The following is a 5,995-nucleotide window of genomic DNA, read 5'->3' as shown; positions in this document are numbered from 1 at the left end:
CGTGACCGACGGTACGGGTGCATCCATTGTACTGAAAGTAAATGTTTTCCAGGCAAAACAGACGCTGGTTATCGGAGGTATGGATGTTCTTATTACTGGAGGTGAAGAACTGACGGACGAACAGAAAGCCGGACTCCGCGAGGAAGCCTTGGCCACTATTCCAGTAAAAAAGGCAGGTGGAGGCTACCGGATGGTGTCTGACAATCCTCAGGACGCATACAGCGGTACGCTCAGTTTCTATCCCACGGAGATGGACAAAGAGGAAGAAATGGTGAAGGGTACCTTCATCGTCAACTCCGACCGCAGTGAGGAGAATCCGTGGTACTACCGCTTTCTGTTGGAAGAGAAAGAATACACACTGATATTGTTGCCTTATAAGAACGAGAAGGGAGTGACAAGAGACTACTTGATTCCTACTATGGCCCTGTTTGAAGATGTGACCGAACAGATTCCGACGTCCTATCCAGGCGTGAAGGTGTTTACGCAGCAGGTTGTCAAGGTAGACTGATAAGATGAGGCTTTAAGATGTGTAGTGCAACGGCACTACGGAACGTATAAAAACGAAAAGAGGTTGCACGCTGATTGTGCAACCTCTTTTCTTATATTAGAGTTATTTGCGTGACAGATGTTACCTCACGATGCCTTTCGAATTGCCAATGAAGTCGATGATATTGCGTATCTCGTCGCTCATGGGCACCTGGTCTTCAATCTTCTGCAAGGCATCCTGAATGCTGAAGTTACCTTGATATACCAGTCGGTATGCATTCATGATGTGGCGCAGGATGCGATCTGTGACCTGATTCTTGTGTTGCAGTACCATGGCGTTCACTCCGTGGTATTCGGCAGGATTTCCGGCCATGATGATGTAGGGAGGTACGTCTTTGGAAATGCGGCAACCGCTTTGTACCAGCGACCAGCTTCCTATGTGGCAGTTTTGCTGCAACAGTACGTTGCTGCTTAAGATTACGTAACTATCGATGCAACAGTCGCCTGCTACTGTGGTTTTAATGCCCAGTACGCAATGGTTGGCAATTTTCACATCGTGACACAGGTGTACACCATCCATCAGATAGTTTTCGTTGCCTATCTGTGTGTATTGTCCTTCGTGCGTTCCTCGGCTGATGACTACATTCTCGCGGATATCGTTTTTGTCGCCGATAACGAGCAATGTATGCTCACCTGTATAATGGAAGTCTTGCGGTTCACTTCCTAATACGGCACCGTGGTGCACTTTGTTACCTTTCCCCATGCGGGTACCGCTCAAAATACGTGCGCCGGACATGATGATGCTTTCATCGCCGATTTCTACATCTGCTTCGATATAGGCAAACGGTTGTACGGTTACGTTTTTACCGATTTTGGCGGCAGGGTCTACATAAGCTAATGGACTAATCATAATATTAGGTTTTTAATTACTGTTCTCTTCCTCCACCCAAGGCCTGGTACAAGCTGATGACAGCCTGCATGCGGCTGAATGTATCGCTTACCTCGGAAAGCTGTGCGCTGAGGTAGGATTGCTGAGCAGACAACACTTCCAGATAAGTTGACGTGCCTAAGTTAAACAATTCTTTTGTATAATCGGCAGCATTCTTGGCAGAATTTACTTCCATGTTGCGTGCTTCTACCTTTTGGCTGCATGCCTGATACTGGCCGAGCGCATTGCTTACCTCGTTTCCGGCATTGAGCAGGGTGGTCTGGAACTGGATCTGGGCTTCTTCCTGTTGGGCTTTGGCAATTTTCAGTTTGGCGATGTTAGCACCATTCTGGAAGATCGGCTGTGTGAGCGAAGCCACGGCACTAGCCAATAATTTGGCCGGATTGACAATGGCTGCACCGGCACTGTTGGTCCAACCAGCCGAACCGCTGAGGGTAATGCGCGGATAGAAGTTGGAGCGTGCTACGTTGGTATTGTAATAAGCCGATGCCAAAGCTTGTTCGGCTGCTTTTACGTCAGGACGGTTAGAAAGCAGTTGCAGAGGAATGCCAGCTGAGAAATCGCTGGGGAGCTGTTGCTCTTCCAGTATACCGCGTTCGATGGCGTGTGCTGGTTCGCCCAGTAACAGGCAGAGAGAGTTTTCGATCTCGCGGATGTTGGTACGGATGTCAGGCAATGAAGCCTGCACTTGTGCGTATGCAGCGCGGCTTTGCTCTACAGCAGCTTCTGTCGTATTATAGATACCGGATTCCTTCATGGCTTCCATCGTTTCGGTATTCTTTTTCAGAATCTCGGCTGTTCCTTCGGTTATTTCCAGCTGACGGTCGAGCATCAGCAGGGTGTAGTACAGATTGGCCGTGTTGGCGATGAGCTGTACACGGGTGTTCTGTTCGTAGGCTTTGGTTTGTTCCAAAGTGGCTTGTGCCTGACGTTTCAGATTCAGAAGTTGTCCGAACAGGTCAATCTGCCAGCTGGCAGTTACGGGCAGCGAATAGGTCTGTGTGGCTTTGCCTTTGTCCCAACTGCTGACTGTTCCCTGAGGCGAAAGAGTCAATGCAGGGATAAATGCCAGTTTAGAGGCCAGTAACGGAGCCTGAGCTTCTTTAACTTTCAAGGCTGCAATGCGGATATCGGGGCTACTGGTCAGTGCTTGTTCGATGAGGGCTTGCAGTTTCGGGTCGGTGAAAACTTCCCTCCAGGGCAGATTCCCGAAATTGGCTGTATCGGCAACGAGTGTATCGCCACCGGCTACGGTGTCGCGATAGAGCCCTGCTGTCGTGATGTCTTCGGGTCTGTCGTATGATTTGTAGATGTGACAACTGCTTAACAGGGCAGTGGCACACATCAAAGTTATGATTTGTTTCTTCATAAATGCTATTTTAATGAAGAATGTAGAATGAGCATGTCTGGATGCTCATTCTGCATTCTTGCCTGTTTGGATATTATTTGGTGTACTGTTCTATCTCAGGTTCTGCATCGGAGTTGTCCACGTCTTCCCATTCCATCGGTTTGAATTTCTCTTGCAGATATTGGAAAGCTACGAACAGGGCAGGTACGATGAAGATCTGCAGGATCATACCGATCAACATACCGCCGATGGCCGATGTTCCGAGTGTACGGTTACCGTTGGCGCCGGCACCCGAAGCAAACATCAGCGGGAGCAGACCGACGATCATGGCCATTGACGTCATCAAGATAGGACGCAGACGGGCGGCGGCACCCAGTACGGCTGCCCATGTGATACTCATACCCATCTTACGGCGATCAAGTGCGAACTCAACGATCAGGATGGCATTCTTGGCCAACAGACCCATCAACATGATCAAGGCAATCTGCATGTAAATGTCGTTGGACATAGAGCCGATAATCATCTTCAAGGCAGGGATGCTGCCGATGGCACTGGCTCCGTTGACGAAGAGGAAGCTTCCCAACAGACCGAACGGGATTGAGAGCAATACGGACAGCGGCAGAATGTAACTTTCGTATTGTGCACTCAGCAACAGGTAGACGAAGACGAAGCACAGTACAAAGATAAGTCCGGTTGTACTACCACTGGTTTCTGCCTCCTCACGCGCCATACCTCCTAATTCGTAACCGAAACCGGCAGGCAGATTTTGCTGAGCTACTTCGGCAATGGCTTGCAGCGCTTGACCTGAAGTGTAGCCGGAAGCAGGAGCTACCATGACTTTCATAGAAGTATATAGGTTGAATCGGCTGATAACATCCGGACCGTAAACTTTCTCGATAGAAACAAACTGGGTAATAGGAGCCATCTCATTGCCGTTGCGCACCTTGATACTTTGCAGTGACTCCAGGTTCTTGGTTGCGTCGGGTTCTGCCTGTACCATGACACGATACATCTTACCAAAACTGTTGAAGTTGGATGCATACATACCTCCATAATATCCTTGTAGCGTAGTAAGAATGGTGCTTGGACTAAGGCCTGCTTTCTTACAAGCAGCTGCATCAATATTCAGCAGGTACTGCGGGAAGTTCGGGTTGAAGCTGGTACGTGCAGAGTTGATTTCCGGACGTTTCTCTAATTCGGCTGTATAAGCGTTGACCACGTCGAAGAAGTGGTTCAGGTCACCACCCGTCTTATCCTGCATGTTAAGCTCGATATCGCTAGATGCTGAGTAACCCGGAATCATAGGCGGAGCGAAGAACAATACCTGTGCTTCTTTGATCACTTTTTGAGCACGCATGAAGAGGGTTGCATAAACAATATTGGAGTTCTGCATCGTAGAGCGTTCTTCCCAGTTTTTCAGTTTGATGATGACCGAACCGTACGAAGGGCCTTGGCCACCGATGAAGCTAAAACCGGAAATAATAGTACGCGATTGTACGGCAGGATCGGAAGCTACGAGGCTGTCTACACGGTTCAGAATTTCCTGGGCACGTTCTTGTGAGGTTCCGGGAGGTAAGGTCACGGCACCCATGATGGTACCGGTATCTTCATTGGGCACCATACCTGTAGGCGTTGTCTGCATAAAGACAACCAGCAGGGCAATAGAAGCTACTACAATGCTTCCCGATAACCATTTCTTCTGGATGAATTTCAGCACTTGCTTTTTGTACTTGCCAAGAAGTGAGTTATAGGAATCATTAAAGGAGCTCTTGAACTTGTCGGTTGTCATACCGGCCAAAGCCAGAATACTGATGACAATCATCACAACACAGAGCACCGGATGATTCTCGAAACTGAACAGACCGAAGATCATACCGATAATGGCGATGATAGTGAACAGCAATGTTATACCGGGACGCATCAGACGACCCAAAGAGTCGGCATAGCGTGCAATGAAGATTTTACGGGCTTCCTTGGTGGCAGTGCCAACACGCTCTTTAAGAGGAGCGTTGGTGTTATGGGGTTTCAGGAAGATGGCACACAGGGCAGGACTCAGTGTCAAGGCGTTCAATGCGGAGAAACCGATGGCAATGGCCATGGTAAGACCGAACTGGCGGTAGAATGTACCGGCTGTACCACCCATGAAGCTTACAGGGACGAATACGGACATCATCACCAATGTAATAGAGACGATGGCGCCGCCCAATTCGTGCATGGCGTCGATAGAAGCTGCTCTGGCCGATTTGTAACCTTGGTCAAGCTTGGCATGGACACCTTCGACAACCACAATGGCATCATCGACCACAATGGCAATAGCGAGCACCATAGCCGAAAGGGTCAGCAAGTTGATACTGAATCCGATAAGCTTCAGTACGAAGAATGTGGCGATCAAAGCTACTGGGATTGCAATGGCCGGAATCAGGGTAGAACGCATGTCCTGCAGGAAGATGTAAACCACAATGAACACAAGGATGAATGCCTCGATCAAAGTCTTTACTACCTCGTGAATAGATGCGAAGAGGAAGTCGTTGGCACTCTGTGCAATGTTGATCTTCAAGCCGGCAGGCAATTGGGTTGCGTAGTCATCGAGCAATGCTTCAATGTCGCTGATGGTTTGGGTTGCATTGGTTCCTGCCATCTGGTAAACGATACAGCTGACAGCCTTGTGACCGTTTACTGTATTATTGAAGCTGTAGGTCATACGTCCCAGTTCGATACGGGCGATGTCCTTCAGACGCAAAACTTCACCGTTTTCGAGTGCTTTGATAACAATATCCTCGAATTCGCTGGTTTGTTGCAGACGACCTTTATAGCGCAGTGTGTATTGGAAAGTTTGTTTTCCACGTTCACCCAACTGTCCGGGAGCTGCTTCGATGTTTTGTTCGCCTAGTGCTGCTACTACGTCATTGGGGATCAGTTTGTACTGAGCCATGATGTCTGGTTTCAGCCAGATACGCATAGAGTAGTCCACACCCATCACGTTGGCATCACCTACACCGGTAACACGTTTTACCTCAGGAATAAGGTTGATGTTGGCGTAGTTCTCAATGAACTCAATGTTGTATTGGTCTTTCTCGTCGTAGAGTGAGAAGATCATCAACATAGAGGTCTGTCTCTTCTGGGTGGTTACACCGACTTTGGTTACTTCGGCCGGCAACAGTCCTTGTGCCATGGACACACGGTTCTGTACGTTTACGGCTGCCATATCGGGG

Annotated in this window: 4 protein-coding genes; 1 reads left to right on the top strand and 3 read right to left on the bottom strand. The window is 48.8% G+C overall.

Going from position 1 to position 5,995, the window contains the following annotated elements:
- Window positions 1-508: hypothetical protein (locus QVP67_RS13975; protein WP_441293846.1), on the top strand; the 508-nt coding region annotated here is incomplete at its 5' end.
- 120 nt (window positions 509-628) lie between these two features.
- Here QVP67_RS13975 and lpxA read toward each other — a convergent pair.
- The 3 genes from lpxA to QVP67_RS15735 all read right to left on the bottom strand — a co-directional run bounded on the left by lpxA (window position 629) and on the right by QVP67_RS15735 (window position 5,955).
- Entirely contained in the window at window positions 629-1,396 is a 768-nt protein-coding gene (gene lpxA, locus QVP67_RS13970) for an acyl-ACP--UDP-N-acetylglucosamine O-acyltransferase (protein ID WP_022164175.1), read from the bottom strand.
- Between the two features lie 16 nt (window positions 1,397-1,412).
- Complete coding sequence (locus QVP67_RS13965; RefSeq protein WP_022164174.1) at window positions 1,413-2,804, bottom strand: TolC family protein; 1,392 nt, start codon at window positions 2,802-2,804, stop codon at window positions 1,413-1,415.
- Window positions 2,805-2,877: 73 nt separating this feature from the next.
- A complete protein-coding gene (locus QVP67_RS15735; protein ID WP_441293847.1) occupies window positions 2,878-5,955 on the bottom strand; it encodes an efflux RND transporter permease subunit in 3,078 nt (1,025 codons plus the stop codon).
- Window positions 5,956-5,995: the final 40 nt, after the last annotated feature.

This window comes from Bacteroides sp. CAG:633, assembly GCF_000435115.1.
Taxonomy (GTDB): domain Bacteria; phylum Bacteroidota; class Bacteroidia; order Bacteroidales; family Bacteroidaceae; genus Bacteroides; species Bacteroides ndongoniae.
Note: the sequence above shows the minus strand (reverse complement) of the source record. Positions and strands in the feature narration are given on the sequence as shown.

Bases quoted from the DNA above. Each gene is read 5' to 3' on its own strand.
- lpxA (WP_022164175.1), bottom strand. From the start codon at position 1,396: ATGATTAGTCCATTAGCTTATGTAGACCCTGCCGCCAAAATCGGTAAA.
- QVP67_RS13965 (WP_022164174.1), bottom strand. From the start codon at position 2,804: ATGAAGAAACAAATCATAACTTTGATGTGTGCCACTGCCCTGTTAAGC.
- QVP67_RS15735 (WP_441293847.1), bottom strand. From the start codon at position 5,955: ATGGCACAAGGACTGTTGCCGGCCGAAGTAACCAAAGTCGGTGTAACC.